This is a genomic window from Actinoplanes sp. NPDC048796, assembly GCF_040650035.1.
In the GTDB taxonomy this organism is placed as follows: domain Bacteria; phylum Actinomycetota; class Actinomycetes; order Mycobacteriales; family Micromonosporaceae; genus Actinoplanes.
In genome coordinates this window covers 18,123-34,222 of sequence record NZ_JBEZGO010000014.1, presented here as the reverse complement: position 1 = coordinate 34,222, position 16,100 = coordinate 18,123, and the positions used below count along the sequence as shown (strand labels likewise).

Annotated in this window: 10 protein-coding genes; 5 read left to right on the top strand and 5 right to left on the bottom strand. The window is 72.5% G+C overall.

Annotation, left to right across the window (positions count from 1 at the left end; translation table 11 throughout):
- The first annotated feature begins 23 nt into the window (after positions 1-23).
- Positions 24-1,079: a LacI family DNA-binding transcriptional regulator gene (locus AB0C26_RS37890; protein ID WP_360257730.1), complete on the top strand. Its 1,056-nt coding sequence runs from the start codon at positions 24-26 to the stop codon at positions 1,077-1,079.
- On the opposite strand, the gene AB0C26_RS37885 is transcribed toward AB0C26_RS37890, so the two are convergent.
- A complete protein-coding gene (locus AB0C26_RS37885; RefSeq protein WP_360257728.1) occupies positions 992-2,209 on the bottom strand; it encodes a lactate racemase domain-containing protein in 1,218 nt (405 codons plus the stop codon). The two genes, AB0C26_RS37890 and AB0C26_RS37885, sit on opposite strands and share 88 nt — an antisense overlap.
- A gap of 99 nt (positions 2,210-2,308) precedes the next feature.
- On the opposite strand from AB0C26_RS37885, the gene uxaC reads away from it, so the two are divergent.
- Together uxaC and AB0C26_RS37875 are read left to right on the top strand one after the other, a co-directional pair.
- On the top strand, positions 2,309-3,685 hold the full coding sequence (gene uxaC, locus AB0C26_RS37880; protein WP_360257726.1) for a glucuronate isomerase: 1,377 nt from the start codon (positions 2,309-2,311) through the stop codon (positions 3,683-3,685).
- Entirely contained in the window at positions 3,682-4,830 is a 1,149-nt protein-coding gene (locus AB0C26_RS37875; RefSeq protein ID WP_360257724.1) for a mannitol dehydrogenase family protein, read from the top strand. The genes uxaC and AB0C26_RS37875 overlap by 4 nt, the downstream gene beginning before the upstream one ends.
- On the opposite strand, the gene AB0C26_RS37870 is transcribed toward AB0C26_RS37875, so the two are convergent.
- Together AB0C26_RS37870 and AB0C26_RS37865 are read right to left on the bottom strand one after the other, a co-directional pair.
- Positions 4,817-6,046, bottom strand: a complete 1,230-nt coding sequence (locus tag AB0C26_RS37870) for a hypothetical protein (RefSeq protein ID WP_360257722.1) — start codon at positions 6,044-6,046, stop codon at positions 4,817-4,819. The genes AB0C26_RS37875 and AB0C26_RS37870 overlap by 14 nt on opposite strands.
- A gap of 33 nt (positions 6,047-6,079) precedes the next feature.
- Complete coding sequence (locus AB0C26_RS37865) at positions 6,080-6,673, bottom strand: hypothetical protein (RefSeq protein WP_360257720.1); 594 nt, start codon at positions 6,671-6,673, stop codon at positions 6,080-6,082.
- Between the two features lie 148 nt (positions 6,674-6,821).
- Between AB0C26_RS37865 and AB0C26_RS37860 the strand changes: the two genes are divergently transcribed.
- Positions 6,822-10,811 carry a tetratricopeptide repeat protein gene (locus AB0C26_RS37860; RefSeq protein ID WP_360257717.1) on the top strand — a complete coding sequence of 1,330 codons (3,990 nt, stop codon included), beginning with the start codon at positions 6,822-6,824 and terminating at the stop codon, positions 10,809-10,811.
- 6 nt (positions 10,812-10,817) lie between these two features.
- Here AB0C26_RS37860 and AB0C26_RS37855 read toward each other — a convergent pair whose 3' ends face one another.
- Entirely contained in the window at positions 10,818-12,245 is a 1,428-nt protein-coding gene (locus AB0C26_RS37855; protein WP_360257715.1) for a hypothetical protein, read from the bottom strand.
- 186 nt (positions 12,246-12,431) lie between these two features.
- Here AB0C26_RS37855 and AB0C26_RS37850 point away from each other — a divergent pair, with 186 nt between their 5' ends.
- A complete protein-coding gene (locus tag AB0C26_RS37850) occupies positions 12,432-15,224 on the top strand; it encodes a S8 family serine peptidase (protein WP_360257713.1) in 2,793 nt (930 codons plus the stop codon).
- 45 nt (positions 15,225-15,269) lie between these two features.
- Here AB0C26_RS37850 and AB0C26_RS37845 read toward each other — a convergent pair whose 3' ends face one another.
- On the bottom strand, positions 15,270-16,016 hold the full coding sequence (locus AB0C26_RS37845; RefSeq protein ID WP_360257711.1) for a serine hydrolase: 747 nt from the start codon (positions 16,014-16,016) through the stop codon (positions 15,270-15,272).
- Positions 16,017-16,100: the final 84 nt, after the last annotated feature.

Sequence of the window (16,100 nt, the reverse complement as noted above, 5' to 3'; positions counted from 1 at the left end):
CCACATGTTGCGGGAGGTGTGTGGTGGCTGAGCGGGCCCCGACGATCTACGACGTGGCCCGGGCGGCCGGGGTGGCCGCGTCGACCGTGTCGCGGGCGTTCGCGCGGCCGGGGCGGGTCAACTACGCGACGGCGGAGCGGATCCGGCGGGTGGCGGCCGAGCTCGGCTACCGGGCTCATCCGCTGGCACGGGAGCTGCCGTCCGGGCGTACCCACATGATCGGTCTTGGCGTCGCCGACATCGGGAACCCTTTCTACACCGAGATCATCCGCGGGGCGCAGGACGCGGCCACCGAGGCCGGCTACACGCTGATGCTGACCGACGCCCGCGAGTCGGGCACCCGGGAACAGGAGGGGCTGGAACGGGCCCTCCCGGCCGTCGACGGGCTGGTGCTGGCCACCTCGCGCATGTCGGACTCGGCGATCCGGGCCCTCGCCAAGCAGCGGCCCGTGGTGGTGCTCAACCGGGCGGTGGCCGACGTGCCCAGCGTCATCTCCGACAACCCGGACGGTGTCCGCCGGGCGGTCGCGCACCTGGCCGATTCGGGGCACCGGGACATCACCTACCTGGCCGGGCCGGAGGCGTCGTGGGCGGACGGGATCCGCTGGCGCGCGCTGCGGGAGCTGGCGCCGGGCAGCCGGCGTCTGGGCCCGTACGCGCCGAGCGTGTCCGGCGGCGCGGAGGCCGCCGCCGACCTCGCGCGGCAGCCGGCCGGCGCCGTTCTGGCCTACAACGACGCGATGGCGATCGGGCTGATCCGGCGGCTCACGGCGATGGGCGCGCGGGTGCCGCGGGACGTCAGCGTGGTCAGCTTCGACAACATCGAGGCGGCCGAACTGGTGACGCCGGCCCTGACCACCGTGGCGGCGCCGCTGCGGGCGATGGGGCGTACGGCCGTCACGACCGTGCTGGCCATCGCGGACGGCGCCGTGCCGCGCACCACCGGGCCGCTGGTGTTGCCCTCGCGGCTGGTCGTGCGGGCGTCGACGGCTCAGCGCAGCCGGAACAGGACCTCGCCGGCCTGGGGCACGACGAACGCGCCCGGATCGTCGAGGCGCACCGAGGCCGGGTCGAGATAGTCCAGGTTCGCGGCCCGTACGACGTCCTCGGGGATCCCGGTCGCCAGCGTGACCGTCACGCGGAGCCGTTCGCCCGCGACCGGGTCGTACGTGCCCGCCCCGCGCAGGTGGGTCGAGTGGGCCAGCACGCCCCAGTGGTAGCCCTTGAACCGGTCCCACTGCTTCAGGAAGTAGTCGCGGCAGTGGTACCCGATCTTCTCGATCTCGGGGTGCATGGCGGCGATCCGGGTGATGTGCGGCGCGTACAGGATGACCTGTCCCCCGTCGGCCACGACCGGCTCCACCTTGTAGAAGCCCTTCGCGCCGGTCCACATGTCGTCGTACTTCGTGGGGATGATCGACAAGACCTTCGAGACCGGGGCGTCGAGATAGCGTACGTGGGTCTCGGCCGACACTTCGGCCGCCGCGGCCCACGCTTGTTCGGGGCAGCCGAGCGCGGCCGCGTGCAGGGCGCCCGTACCGGACTGCACGACCAGGCAGAGCGCCAGCCGGCGGCTCGGGATCAGCGCCGCCGCCTGGTCGATGAGGGCCCGTACGGGCGTCACCCCGCGCGTGCCGATGATGGAGGCGCTGGTGATGAGGGCGCCCAGCCAATGCGAGAAGTCGATGATCTCCTGCCCGGCCACGCCCGGGAAGAAGTACTTGTTGCCGCCGGAGAAGCCGACCACCTCGTGCGGGAAGACCGGCCCGATGACCAGGCACACGTCGTGCTCGACCACGGCCCGGTTGAGCACCACGTCGACGTCCTGGCTCATCCGGCCCTCGGACAGCTCGGCGACCCGGGCCGCCGGGATGACCCCGATCGAGGTCAGCGCCGACGGCTGCCACCACTCGTGGTTGCGGACGTCGAAGCCCTCGTACGGGCCGCCGAGGTGCGCGGCCAGCTGGTCCTCGGTCATCGGGGCGTGGGTGCCGAGCGCGACCAGCACCGTCACGTGCGAAGCGCGCCCGTGCAGGGCCTCGTGCACCGCCGAGAGCAGCATCGGCAGCGGGCAGCTCCGGGTCCCGTCCGGCACGATGACGCAGACGCTGCGCCCGTCCAGGTCGTGCGAGGCGAGGGTACGCAGGACGTAGTCGCGCACGGCCGCGTCGTCCAGGGTGACGTCCGGGCCGCCGAGGAGCTCGATCATGGCTCCACCCTGCGCCCGGACGCCGTGCCGGGGCAAGCGGACCGGGCAACACATGGCAACCGCTTGCCGTGCCCGCCCCGCGAGGGAAACCTCGATCTCATGGCGATGCGTGAGGACCGGCTGCTGCCGGCGGATCCGGCGGTACGGCCCGTGGCGCGGCGGCTCTACGAGGCGGTCCGCGACCTGCCGATCATCTCCCCCCATGGCCACGTGGACCCTCGGATGCTGCTGGCCGACGAGCCGTTCACCGACCCCACGGCCCTGTTCATCACCCCCGACCACTACGTGACCCGGCTGCTGCACGCCGGCGGCGTCACGCTGAACCGCCTCGGCGTGGGCCAGGGCCCGTTGACCGAGCAAAGGTCGAGGGAGGCCTGGCGGCTGCTCTGTGCCAACTGGGCGCTGCTGCGCGGCACTCCGGTGCGGTACTGGCTGGAAACCGAGTTCGCCGGCATCTACGGCATCACCGAGCGGCCGTCGGCCGGGAACGCGGACGACCTCTACGACCGGATCGCCGGCGCCGCCAAGCGGCCCCAGGAACTGTTGAACGGCTTCGGCATCGAGTTCCTGGCCACCACCGACGACCCGGCCGACGACCTCGGCCCGCACCGCGAGCTGGCCCGGACCGTGAAGACCCGGGTCGCGCCGACCTTCCGCCCCGACGCCTATCTCGAGCCGGCCGCCCCCGGCTGGGCCGGGAAGGTGGAACGTCTGGGTGCCGCCGCCGACACGGACGTCTCCCACTATCAGGGCTATCTGGCCGCTCTGGAGAGCCGGCGCCGCCACTTCAAGGCGAACGGGGCCGTGTCGGCCGACCACAGCCACGCCGACGCCCGGGCCGAGCCCGTCGACCACCCGGAACGCCTTTACGAGAAGGCGCTGCGGGGCGAGATCTCGGCCGAGGAGGGCGCCGCCTTCCGCCGCCACATGATGCTTCAGATGGCCCGGATGTCGGCCGAGGACGGCCTGGTGATGACGTTGCACCCGGGCATCCACCGCAACCATCACCCACCGACCTTCCAGCGGTACGGGCCGGACACCGGCCACGACATCCCGACCACCGTCGAGTTCACCCGGGCGCTGGCGCCCCTGCTGGCCCGGCACGGCACCGACCCCGGCTTCCACCTCGTGCTGTTCACCGTCGACGCCACCGTCTACAGCCGCGAGATCGCCCCGCTGGCCGGCTTCTACCCGTCGGTCTACGCCGGCGTGCCCTGGTGGTTCCTCGACAACCCGTCGGCCATCCGGCACTTCCAGGAGTCGGTCACCGAGATCGCCGGGTTCAGCCGCCTGTCCGGCTTCATCGACGACACCCGCGCGCTCTGCTCGATTCCGGCCCGGCACGACATGTCCCGCCGCCTCGACGCCGGCTATCTGGCCGGCCTGGTGTGCACCCACCGCCTCGACGAGGACGAGGCCCTGGAAACGCTCACCGCCCTCGTCACCGACCAGCCCCGGAAGGTCTTCAAGCTGTGATCGTCCACCTCGGACTCGGCAACTTCTTCCGCGCGCACCAGGCCTGGTACACGGCCGAGGCGAACGACGGCTGGGACATCGCCGCCTTCACCGGCCGCTCCGCGCATGCCCCGGACCCGCGCTACAAGCTGGTCACCCGTGGCCCGGAGACCGACGACGTCTCCTGGCCGGACGCCATCCGCGAGACGCATCCCGGCACCGACACGGCCGCCTGGGAAAGGCTCGTGGCCGACCGGGAAACGGCCATCGTGACTCTCACGGTCACCGAGAAGGCGTACGCGGGTGAGGACGTACCCGCCCGCCTGGCCAGGGGCCTGGCCGCGCGCAAGGACCGGGGAAGCGGCCCGATCGCGATCGTGCCCTGCGACAACCTGCCCGGCAACGGCGCCGTCACCCGCCGCGTGGTTCTCCGGTCGGCCCGCCGGACGGATCCGGCCCTGGCCGGCTGGATCGAGGAGAACGTCTCCTTCGTGTCCACCATGGTCGACCGGATCACGCCGGCCTCGACGGCGCCGGAGGTCGTCACCGAGCCGTACCACGAATGGGTCCTGCAGGGTGACTTCCCGGCCGGCCGGCCGGCCTGGGACACCGTCGGAGCTCGCTTCGTCGACGACGTGCTCCCCCACGAGCAGCGCAAATTGTGGCTGCTCAACGGCGGCCACTCGCTGCTGGCGTACGTGGGAAGCGCCCGCGGCCTGACCACCGTGGCCGAGGCCGTGGACGACCCGGAGTGCCGGGCCCGGCTGGAGACCTGGTGGGACGAGGCGGCCGCCGCGCTGCCGCTGCCCGCCGGCGAGGTCCGCGACTACCGGGCGGCGCTGGTCGAACGCTGGCAGAACGCCCGTATCCGGCACCTGCTGGCGCAGATCGCCATGGACGGCTCGCAGAAGATCCCGGTCCGTGTCCTGCCGGTACTGCGGTGGTCGCGGGAGCGCGAGAGCCTGCCGCACGGCGCGATCGGCATCCTGGCCGCCTGGCTCCGGCACCTGCACGGCGCCGGCGCCCCGGTCGACGACACCGGCGCGGCCCGCTTCGCGGCCGCGACCACCGCCCGCGAACTGCTCGGCCTGCTGGATCCCGCGCTCGCCGCCGACGACGGCCTGGTGGCCGCCCTCGACGACGAGCTGGGGGTCAGCTCACGGTGATCGTCCCGCTCGCGGAGCGGGTGCAGCGGACCGAACGGGCGGTGGCGACCGCGGCCCCGGACAGGCACTGGGCGAGGACGGCGTGGCCGGCCGCGTTCGGGTGCCACGACTCCTGGCAGGTCTGGAAGTAGGTGACGCAGGCGTTGGCGATCCGCTGGATGTCGAGCTTGTCGAGCCCGGCCAGGTCGGTCAGGAACACACCGGTCGGCCCGTCCTGCAACCGGATCGGCGTGGCCAGCGCGTTGCCGGGGCTGCCGGCCCGCTCACAGAGCCGGGCCCCGTCGAAGGCCGACTGCACGTTCAGGTACACCAGGTCGGGGAACTCGGTGCTGAGCGTGCCGTGCACGCCGGCCACGAGCGTGCCCAGGCCGGCCGAGAACGTGTGCCCCGGGCCGAGGCTGGCCCGGTGGATCGGGCAGCCCGCCCGGTACCGCTCGGCGCCCAGGGCCCGGAACTTGTCGCGGTCGTCGGCCCGGCCGTCCTCGGCGTGCAGGCTGCTCTCGAGCTCGGTCGGCAGCGGGTTCGTGTAGTCCTGGAAGACGACGCGGTGCACGCCGTCGGCGTCGATCTCGTCGAGCGTACGGAGAATGGCCCGGACCGCCGTGACCGTCTCGGCCTGGGCCGCCGTCAGCTGGGCCGGCGTGGCCAGGTCGCCGGGCGCGCACGGTTCCTGCGGCACCGGCCCGCCGAGATAGGCCCAGAACTCCCACCACCCGGTCCAGGCGTCGGCCACGAACCGGTTGGCGCACTTGACCGCCACGTCGCCGAAGGTGAACGACGAGTTGTTCGAGCCGAGGCCGATCAGTACCAGGTCGATGTCGTGGGTGCGGCCGACCGCGCGCAGCTGGTCGAGCTGGGAGGCGACCGTGCGGCCCTTCTCGCGAGCGCTCGACGCGGTCGCGATGTCGGCCGGCTGCCCGCCGGAGCAGGCCAGGTTGAAGCGGTCCTGGATGCCCGGCAGGGTGGCCTTCAGCAGCGAGGCGTCGGCCGAGCGGTGACAGAAGTAGGCGTTGCTGTTGGCCGCCGACCACCCCGGGAAGGCTTGCGCCTGCCCGGAGGCGTCGACGACGGGCTGGTAGTTGCCGGCGCCCTCACCGCTGATGAAGCTGTCGCCGAGGGCGACGGCGGCGGTCGGGAGCGCGGCCCGCGCGGGGGCCTGGATCAGCAGGAGGGGGAGGAGGGTGAGGACAGCGGGGACGGCGAATCGGCGCCACATGTCCCCGATCGGATCACGTCGGTTAGATGAACGTCAATCCTTGCAGGACGCGTCGCAGGCGCCGAGCGGGATGACCACGTCGGCGCTGTCGCGCTCGGCCGGCCAGAAGCCGTCGAGGCTCACCGCGACCCACGGGCCGACCGGCGGCCGGCTCCAGTCCAGCCGGAACTCGCCGTAGTAGTCGACGTCCTTGGTGACCTCGGCGTCGTCGGTCCGCGGGGTCCAGTACCGGGTGGACAGCACGTACTTGCCGTGGTCGCGGCCCGGGAAGGCCATCGTGCCCGGCGTCCGGGTGACGGTGATCATCTGGTCGAGCACGACGGTCTCGGGCTCGGGCACGTCGAGCGAGGGCACGCCCTCGTCCGGGACGACCTCGGCCAGCCGGTCGGAGAAGGCGTCCGGCTGGAACGGTTTGCCGTCCAGGGTCAGGCCGGTGTTCCAGGCCGCGCCCTCGCGCTTGGGCGGCGGCGAGGCGGCCAGCACGCGACGGTACAGAGCGGACGGTGGATTGCTTTCCGCGATGGGTGGGGCGTACGGATAGTCCAGCGGGGCGCCGAAGGCGAACCGCAAGGAGTGCACGCACGCGCCACGGAGCTCGAAAGCGACATCACTGAGCGGTTGACTCATGTCCGTATCCCCTCAAGATCGACAGTGACGAACAAGGACATTGACGAAAATGTCGAAATAGACGAAATTGGCGAGGTTGACGGCACGAACAATCCCGAACGAGCCGAGCGAACCCGACAGTAGGATCCGAAGGGTGGCGGCACAAGGCGTGACCGACGAGTCTGCGGTTACCCCCTCGTCACAGATCGTGAGCGAACTCGCCGCGACCTGGCGTTCCTACCTGCCCGACTACGCCCTCCGGCTTCGCGTGGCGACCGAGAGTGTCAGCAATCCGCCAATCACCCAGCGTGCCCAGGCGGTGGTCCTGTTCGCCGACGTCGTCGGCTTCACCGCCATGACGGAGAGCTTCGCCGGCTCCGGCGCCTACGGCACCGAGCAACTGACCAGGATCATCAATCACTGGTTCGAGCTGACCGCCGACACCATCGCCCGCTCCGGCGGCAGCGTGGTCGACTTCGCCGGCGACGCCCTCGTCGGCACCTTCCTGCACACGCCCGAGGACGCCCCCGAGGTGGCCCGCCGGGCCATCGAGTGCGCCGAGCTGATCCGCGCCGCCACCGCCGCGGTCGCGCCCGTCGAAACCCCGGACGGGCCGCTTTCGCTGACCATCCGGATCGGACTGGCCGGCGGCCCGTTGCAGGTGATGCTGGTCGGCGATCCCGCGATCCGCCTGCAACACCTGATCGCCGGCCAGGCGCTGGACGACGCGATCGACGCGCTGCACCGGGCCGGCCGCGGCGAGATCATCGCCGACGAGGCGCTGCGCGTGCTCGCGGACAAGGCCGGCCCGGCCGGCGACCGGCCCGGCGACGAGGAACCGCCGCTGCCCGGCGCCGAGCTCGAACGGCTGCTCAAGCCCTTCCTGCACCCGGCGATCCGGCAACGGCTGCGCTCCGGCCGCCACGAGCTGGTCAACGAGCACCGCAAAGTGACCACGGCCTTCGTCCGCCTGCCCGACCTCTCGGCCGACGACCCCGGCACGGTCCAGGCGCTGCAGGATTATTTGGCCGCCGGGGTCGGCATCATCGACCGGTACGGCGGGCACCTGCGCCACCTGATGGCCGACGACAAGGGCACCGTGCTGGTCGCCGTCTTCGGCACCCCGGTCAGCCACGAGGACGACGAGGAACGCGCGCTGCGCTGCTGCCTGGAACTGCTGGCGCTGCCCGGCGGCCCGTACCGGGGCGGGGTCACCACCGGACCGGTCTACTGCGGCGAGGTCGGCTCGGACGTGCGCCGCGAGTACGCGGTGGTCGGCGACGCGGTCAACCTGGCCGCCCGGCTCATGCAGGCGGCGCCGGCCCGCCGGCTGCTGATCGACCAGGCCACGTACGACCGCACCCGCGACCTCCTCATCGCCGAGGGCCCCCGGTTCGTGACCGCCAAGGGCAAGGCCGAGCCGGTTCCGGCGTGGACGGTCGTCGAGGTGTACGAGGCGCCGGCCCCGCTGCCGTCGCCCGCCCCCGGGCCGGTGGTCGGCCGGTCGCGGGAGCTGGCCGTGCTCGACCGGGTGGTCCGCGAAGTGCACGGCGGCGCGGGCCGGGTGGTGTGGCTGCACGGCGAGGCCGGCGTCGGCAAGTCCCGGCTCGCCGCCGAGATGTGCCGGCTCACCGGCGAGCTCGGCTTCACCGGCTACGGCGACAGCTGCCGCTCGCACGGCACCAGCGCCAGCTACCTGGTCTGGCGCTCGATCTGGCGCGAGCTGCTGGAGATCGCGCCGGAGCTGCCGATCGACGAGCAGCGGCGGCTGCTCACCGAGCGCAGCGCCCGCTACGACGGCAGCGGCCAGCGGGCGCCGCTGCTGGCCGCCGTCATCAACCTGCCGATGGACGACACGGAGCTGACCGCCCAGCTCGACGTGGCCGGCCGTGACCACCTGCTGCGCTCGACGTTGCTGGCCTGCCTGTTCGACCGGGCCGCGGCGCAACCCCTGATCCTGCTGCTGGAGGACTGCCACTGGATCGACCCGGCCTCGCTGACGCTGCTCGACCTCATCTCCCGGCACATCGCCGACGTGCCGGTGCTGATCCTGGCCACCTCCCGGGAGCCGCTGCCGTACCGGCTGAGCGGGCGCGATCAAGTGGTCGATCTGCCGCTGGCGTCGATGACCGACGACGACGCCGACCGGCTGACCCTGCTGCGGTTGCGGGAACGCTACGGCCCCGGCACGCGGATCGCGGCCGGCCTCGTGCGCAGCCTGCGCGAGCAGACCGGCGGCAACGCGTTCTACATCGAGGAGCTGGTCAGCTACCTGCACCTCAACGACGTCGATCCGGGCGATCCGGGCGCGCTGGCCGAACTGCACCCGCCGGGCAGCCTCCAGCGGCTCGTGATGGCCCGCATCGACCAGCTCACCGACGCCGAGAAGGCGGCCATCAAGGTGGCCAGCGTGATCGGGCGGCGCTTCCGGCCGCCGTGGATCCACTCGGTCTACCCGGCCGCCGGCACCCGGCGCCAGCTCACCAACAGCCTGCGGCGGCTGCACAACCTCGACCTGACCCCGCAGGTCGAGCCCGAGCCGGAGCCGGAGTACGAGTTCAAGCACCCGATCACCCAGGAGACGGCCTACCAGAGCATCACGTACGACACCCGGGCCACCCTGCACGAGCGGGTGGGCCTGTTCATCGAGTCGGCCTACCCCGACCGGCTTCCGCAGTACGTGGACGTCCTGGCGTTCCACTACGCGCGCACCGGGCGGGTCGACAAGCAGCGGTTCTGGTACCGGGCGGCCGGCGACCGGGCCAAGGCCATCTTCGCCAACGAGGCGGCCACGTACTACTACGGCCGGCTGCTGCCGCTGCTGCCCCGGGCCGAGCAGGCGGAGCTGCACATCGAGATCGGCACCGTGCACCAGCACACCGGCGAGTGGTCCGAGGCGGAGGACCACTACCGGCGGGCGATGCTGGTGGCCGGGGCCACCGGCCGGGCCGACATCGTCGCGGCCGGCCAGCGCCAGCTCGGCGACCTGCTGATGTACACCCACTCCTACGCCGAGTCGGTGACCTGGCTGGAACGGGCGATAGCCGGCTTCGAGAGTCTCGGCGACGAGGCCGGCCTGTCGCGCACGATGGACCGGCTGACGTTCGCGCTCTACCGGCAGGGCTCCTACCCGGAGGCCCTGGCCATGGCCGAGCGCCACCTCGCGCTGGCCACCCGGCGCGCGGACCTGTCGGCGATGAGCGCCGCGCTCGGCCACATCGGGCTCGTGCACCTCAACAGCGGCCGCCTCGAGGAGGCCCGCGACCACCTGCGCCGGTCGCTCACCGAGGCCGACCGGGCCGGCGACCGGCACCGCATCCTGCACACCGCCGGCAACCTCGGCTGGGCCGCGATGCGCGCCCGCGACCACGCGCAGGCCATCGCCTCGTACCGGCAGGCCATGGAGGTGGCCCGTGAGATCGGGGCGCGGCACGAGGCCAACGTCATCGCGGGCAACGTGGGCGAGATCTACCGGAAGGAGGGCGATTACGCCCGGGCCCGCAAGTGCGCGATGCGCTCGCTGCGGGTGGCGGTCGAGCTGCGCGACACCTCCAGCATGGCCGACCAGGTGGCCGAGCTGGCCGCGATCACCGCCGGCGAGGGCCGCCCGGGCGAGGCGCAGCGGCTGCTGGAACGGGCCATCGAGATGGCCCGCGCGCTGGACGCGCCGTACTTCCTCTGCGACTGGCTGCACCGGCTGGCCCGCCTGCACCTGGCCGAGGACCGCCCGGCGGTGGCCGAGCGGCTCAACAGCGAGGCGCTGCGGGTGGCCGAGGAGCACGGCGAGCGGGACACGCTGGTGAGCGCCTTCATCATGTCCGTACGCCTGCGGGCCGTGGCCGGCGAGATCGACGCCGCCCGCGCGGCCGAGACGCTGCGCGAGGCGGCGACGCGGTGGACCGAGCCGCACGAGCGGGCCGCGGTGCTGGACGCGGTGTGGCAGGCCGACCCCGAGGACACCGAGGCCCGCGACACGGCCGCCGACATCTACCGCACGCTCTACCGGCGCGCGCCCAGCGTGGACTACCGCGAGGCGTACCGCCGGCTCACCGGCACGCTGCTGCCGCCCGGCCCGATCCTGCCCGAACTGCCGGACTGGATCGCGGCCGACGACGGCGCCGACCTCGAGACCCTGCTGCGGCAGGCCGAGGGCGCCTGAGCCCGACTACCCGATCGGCGCCTCCCCCGCGAGTTGCCGGAGCGCGGGCAGGCTGGGCGCGAAGGCGTACACCGCGCCGGTCGTCGTCACGAAGCCGCCGAACGCCTGGCGCGGAATGCGGTCGACCACGTCCCGCGGCAGGCGCTCGCGCGCCTGCTCCTCGCTGAGACCCACGACGGGGTCGAGGCCGTCGACCCGGTTCTTGTCGGCGAGGCTCCGGCCGTACGCGTTGAGGGCGCTGGTCGGGAACTTGGGGTCGTTCACCCAATGCCGCAGCAGGAACTCGAACTGGTCCTCGATGCTGGCCACGTAGGCGTTGAACAGGATGCCCCGCTCCCGGTCGTCCGGCCGCTCCCGGTCGAAGGCCGGGCCGAAGGTGATGCCCCGGCGCAGCATCTTGTGGCCGCGGTCGCGGAACACGTCGTCCGCGCGCGGGTTCATCTTGCGGATGTGCGCGTACAGCGGGGTGTGCCGGCCGGACTCGTCACCGCCGTACGTGAAATCGTTCTGGTTCCGGGTGGCGGCGCCCGGCTCGAGCGAGGTGCCGTCGAGGGACCGGCCCAGGGCCTTGGCCGCGGCCTCGTCGGCCGTGGCGCCGCTGCCGCCCATCCGGCGCCACCAGCCGGCCGCGTCCTGGGTCATCCGGCGGAACACCTGGAAGGAGCCGCCGTGCATCCAGGTGGCCGGCCGGGGGCGCGGGGCCCAGTTCTGCGGCCGGCGCTCGCCCGGGTAGCCCAGGACGAACTCGCCGGGCGCGACGACCGCCCCGCTCTGCTCGGGGTCGCTGAAGCCGCGCACGCCCGGCTGCGAGATGCCGTCGGCGAACCCGAAGTGCTCGACCCGCCGGTTGCCCTCGTTGCGCCGCACCTCGCCCTGCTCGGACCAGAGCACCACGAGACCGGCCTCCTCGGCCCGCCGGCGCTCGTCGCGCAGCGCGTCGCCGATCGTCCGCTCGTCGTCGGCGGCCAGGGTGAGCAGCGCGTCGACGGGCGCGCCGGCCGGCTTGCCGACGACCCAGCGGGCCGGGTCGCTGGCGCCGACGTCGCCGAGCAGGGCCGGCGCCGTCGTGATCCGCCCGTCGGGGTCGATCCGGGTGCCCAGCGGGCCCCGCCAGAACGCGTCGAACGGCGCCAGGTCGGCCGCCACCTCCTGGTGCAGCAGGGTCAGGCCGGTGGCGGTGAGCCCGACGTTGAGCAGAACCGCCGACTGCTTGAGCCGCCGGCCCCGGCGGGCCCGGCCCTGACCCTCGTCGTCGCCGTCGAGCGCCCGTTCGACGTCGTCGGTCCCCGCGACCCGGCCGGCCGCCTCGCCCAGCCACGCGCGGGCCCCCGGCCGGTCGCTGCGGAACGACAGGGTCAGAAAGGCCTGGTACCGGCCGCCGAAGGGCAGCAGGATATTGCCCTGGATCTTCGGTGCATCGGTTGAGATCGCCACGGTGGTCCCCTCGGTGAAGGATCTGCACACCGGAGGATGCCGCAGATGATCGCCGTTTCCGCCCCGCTGTCCTAAATCTGCCAGCGACCCGTTGCCGCCGATCATCCTTTCGGACGAGGGCCCCTCCACCTTTTTCTGGTCGAGTGGGGTGGGTCACGACCGATCGACAAGCCCGTGGCCAACCGAATGAAGACTGCAGCCGCCGCGGCCCTCGCGACCGCCTCGCTGACCGCTGTCACCGCCGCGCCGGCTCTCGCCGCGCCCGCTGACCCCACCCCGTCCTCACTTGTCGTTGGCCTGCGCAGCGACAGCGCGGCGGCCGGCACGGTGAGCGCCCTCGACGCCGAGCCGGGCATCAGTGTCCTGGGCAGTTCCACGACGCCCGCCCTGGACAGCCTGACCGTCACGGTTCCGGCCCGGGACCGCGCCGAGGCCGTCGCGGCGCTGCGCGACAACCCGGACGTCACCTACGTCGAGCCCAAGGCCGTCGCCTCGGTCGTCTCCACCGACGCCCCGAACGACCCCAGCTACCCGCAGCAGTGGGGCCTGTCCAAGATCAAGGCCTCCGGCGCCTGGGGCTACACCACCGGCGACGACGTCGTGGTCGCCGTCATCGACACCGGCGTCAGCCCGATCAGCGAGCTCGCCGGGCGCATCCGGCCGGGCTACGACTTCGTCAACGACGACTCCAGCCCGGTCGACGACAACGGGCACGGCACGAAGGCCGCCTCGGTCATCGCGGCCGAGGGCGACGACGCCACCGGCATCGCCGGCGTCTGCTGGACCTGCCAGATCCTGCCGGTCAAGGTGATGGGCGCGGACGGCCGGGGCACCACCGACCTCATCGCCAAGGGCATCGTCTACGCCGTCGACCACGACGCCGACGTCATCAACCTCTCCCTCGGCAGCGCCACCGACACCCAGGTGGTGCGCGACGCCGTCGCCTACGCCGCCGCGCACGACGTCGTCGTCATCGCCTCCGCCGGCAACGACGGCAAGACGACCCCGTTCTACCCGGCCGCCGTGCCCGCCGCCATCGCCGTGGCCGGCTCGGACACCAACGACCTTCGCTACACCTGGTCGAACTACAACGCCGTGGGCAACACGTGGGTCGACGTGGCCGCGCCGGGCCAGAACTACGCGCAGGGCACCGACAACAAGTACTACTGGTTCGCCGGCACCAGCTCGGCCGGCCCGGTCGTCGCCGGCGTCGCCGCGCTCGCCCGCGCCGCCAAGCCGTCGGCCACCGCCGACCAGATCCGCGCCGCCGTCGAGAGCACCACCGACCCGGTCGGCACCTGGGTCGCCCAGGGTCGCGTCAACGCCGAGAAGGCCCTCGCGGCCATCACCGGCGGCGTCACGCCCACGCCGGTGGTCCGGGACAACACTCCCCCGTCGGCCGCCTTCAGCGTCCCCGCCACCGCCACCGGCGTCGTCCCGGTCACCCTGACCGCCCCCTCGGACGACACGGCCCGCATGGAGCTGTTCGTCGCCGACAAGCTCGTCGCCACCGCGACCTCCGCGCCGTGGAGCATCGACTGGGACACGGCCGGCCTCGCCGGCCAGAAGACCGTGAAGGTGCGCGTCACCGACACCTCCGGCAACGTGATCACCGCGGCCGGCGTCGCCGTCACCATCGACAACATGGGCCCGGTGCTCAAGTGGGTCACCCCGGCCCCCAAGGGCAGCCTGCGCGGCACCGTCGCGGTGACCGCCACCGCCGCCGACCCCAGCGGGGTCACCTCGGTCGACGTGCTGGCCGGCGGCGAGGTCATCGGCAGCGACGACACCGCCCCCTACCGCATCGACCTCGACACCACCACCCTGGCCAGCGGGGAGACCGTGACGCTGCGGGCCACCGACAAGGTCGGCAACGTGACCACCATCGCCCGCGCCCTCACCCTGGACAACACCGCGCCGACCGTCGAGATCTCGGTGCCGGGCGTCCTCAAGGGCGCCGTGAGGATCACCCCGACCGTCGCCGACGACGTCGCGGTCAAGCAGGTCAAGGGCGTCGTCACCGATGACGACGGCAAGGTGCTGGCCACCCTGGTCTCGGCCAAGGCCCCGTGGACGCTGACCTGGAACACCGCCAAGCTGGCCGGCACCTATCACCTCGACGTGACCGCGTTCGACACCACCGGCAACACCACGACGGTCGCGACGACCGTGAACGTCGACAACGCGGCGCCCTCGGCCGCCGCCGACGTGCCGGCCGTGACCGGCGGGCCGATCACGGTCGCGCTGAGCAACCCGTCGGACGACACCGCGAAGATGGAACTGCTGCTCAACAACAAGGTGATCCGGACGATCGAGTCGGCGCCGTGGTCGATCGAGTGGACGCCGACGGCCTCCACCACGTACGCCCTCGGCGTGCGCGTCACCGACGCCGTCGGCAACGTGGCCACCACCACCCGTAAGGTCGTGACCGACCTGGCCGGCCCGAAGATCGCCTGGCCGACCCCGATCGCGTCGCTCCCGCTGCGCGGCACGGTCCAGGCGACCATGACCGCCACTGACGTCTCCGGCGTCGCGTCGGTCGAACTGCTCGCCGGCGACCAGGTCATCGGCGAGGACACCACCGGCCCGTACCAGGTCGAGGTCGACACCACCACGCTGACGGCGACGCAGGTGCTCACCGTGCGGGCCACCGACAAGCTCGGCAACGTCAGCACGCTCAGCCGCACCTTCACGGTCGACAACGAGGCCCCGGTCCTGGACGTCGCCCTGCCGGCCACCATGAGCGGCCTGGTCAAGCTCGCGCCCACGGTCAGCGACAACGCCGGCATCAAGCAGGTCAAGCTGGTCATCAGCCAGAACGGCAAGATCCTCAACACGGTGGTGGCGGCCAAGGAGCCGTGGACCCTGCTCTGGAACACCACCAGCCTGACCGGCACGTACACCCTGACGGCGACCGCCACCGACAAGGCCGGCAACTCGGCCACCTGGACCGGCGACGCCACCGTCACCAAACGCTAACCATCGGCAGTGACGCGGCCCGGGAGGTTCTCCCGGGCCGCGTTTCTAGTACTTCAGGTACTGCCTGGTCAGTTTGGCGACCTTCTCGACGAGGGCGATGCCGTCCTCGTACGTCTGGTTGTTGTGCGAGAGGACGGCGACCGAGACGTCGGTCTTCTTGTCGGTGGACGTGATGCGGCCGATCGTGTTGACCGCCCACAGGCCGTTGTCGGCGTCGCGGGTGTCCCAGCCGTTCTTGACCGTGGCGACCTCGCCGGTCCGGGCCAGGACCGGGACTCCCCAGTCCTGGTCCTCCTGGACGGTGGTCATCAGCGTGAACGCGTACTGCCGGGAATTGACCGACAGCGGGCTTTTCGGGTCGACGAACTCGGCCAGCAGCCGCACCTGGTCGTCGGCGGTGGTGCGGGTCAGGCCCCAGGCGCTGTTCACCGCGGTCTGGGTCAGGCCCAGGCGCTTGTTGCAGGCGGTCAGGCCCTCGACCTTGCCCAGCGCGCCGAACAGCTGGGTGGTGGCGTCGTTGTCGCTGTTGCGGATCGACTTGGCCGTCAGCTGCCGCTGCCCGGAGGTGAGCTTGCGGTCGTCGTCCTGGGCCTGCAGCAGCGTACAGGCCAGGATCGAGGCCTTGACGACGCTGGCGGTGTCGAATTGCTCGGTGCCCTTGAATTCGAACCGCTCCCCCGTCTTGCGGTCGAGGACCGCGACGGAGAACTCGGGCACTGTCGGCGCCAGCTTCGTGAGCGCGGCGGTGAGCTGCTTGCGGCGCTGAGCGCGCAGGGCGATCGCCGGGTCCACGGTGGTACGTGTCGGTGACGGTCCGCGCGAAGCTGATGACGCTCCGGAGTCTCCGCCGCTCTGGAGGCCCTGAACGATCAGCGC

Excerpts from the sequence above, each read along its gene's own strand:
- AB0C26_RS37885 (WP_360257728.1), bottom strand. The coding sequence starts at position 2,209 with ATGATCGAGCTCCTCGGCGGCCCGGACGTCACCCTGGACGACGCGGCC.
- uxaC (WP_360257726.1), top strand. The coding sequence starts at position 2,309 with ATGGCGATGCGTGAGGACCGGCTGCTGCCGGCGGATCCGGCGGTACGG.
- AB0C26_RS37870 (WP_360257722.1), bottom strand. The coding sequence starts at position 6,046 with ATGTGGCGCCGATTCGCCGTCCCCGCTGTCCTCACCCTCCTCCCCCTC.
- AB0C26_RS37865 (WP_360257720.1), bottom strand. The coding sequence starts at position 6,673 with ATGAGTCAACCGCTCAGTGATGTCGCTTTCGAGCTCCGTGGCGCGTGC.
- AB0C26_RS37850 (WP_360257713.1), top strand. The coding sequence starts at position 12,432 with ATGAAGACTGCAGCCGCCGCGGCCCTCGCGACCGCCTCGCTGACCGCT.